The 268-nt window shown below is 64.2% G+C and carries 1 protein-coding gene; it reads right to left on the bottom strand.

The genetic code is table 11. The features are described 5' to 3' along the window. The coding region (locus SB756_RS30675; RefSeq protein WP_410913316.1) for a hypothetical protein at window positions 1-200 on the bottom strand (200 nt) is incomplete at its 3' end. Window positions 201-268: the final 68 nt, after the last annotated feature.

Raw genomic sequence — 268 nt, forward strand, 5'->3', positions numbered from 1 at the left:
GGTATGCGGTGCAGCGGGCCCGGTCTCCAGCCGTAAAGCCGGCCGGGCGCGCCATTTTCAAACCATGGCTGTTCTGATAACAGACGCAGATGCGCAAGAAAAATACGGATCAGATGCGCCGCGCCGGCCTCCGCTACCTGCTTGCTCGCCCTCGCACCACTTGCCCCCGATGCCATGCTGGAAGCAGAAAACCGGAGCACGCCGACGTGCTCCGGTGGCGGGGTTGGCCGATCAGGCCAGTTCTTTACGCAACTGACGGGCCGCGGTG

The organism is Pseudomonas sp. SIMBA_068 (genome assembly GCF_046534705.1).
In the GTDB taxonomy this organism is placed as follows: domain Bacteria; phylum Pseudomonadota; class Gammaproteobacteria; order Pseudomonadales; family Pseudomonadaceae; genus Aquipseudomonas; species Aquipseudomonas putida.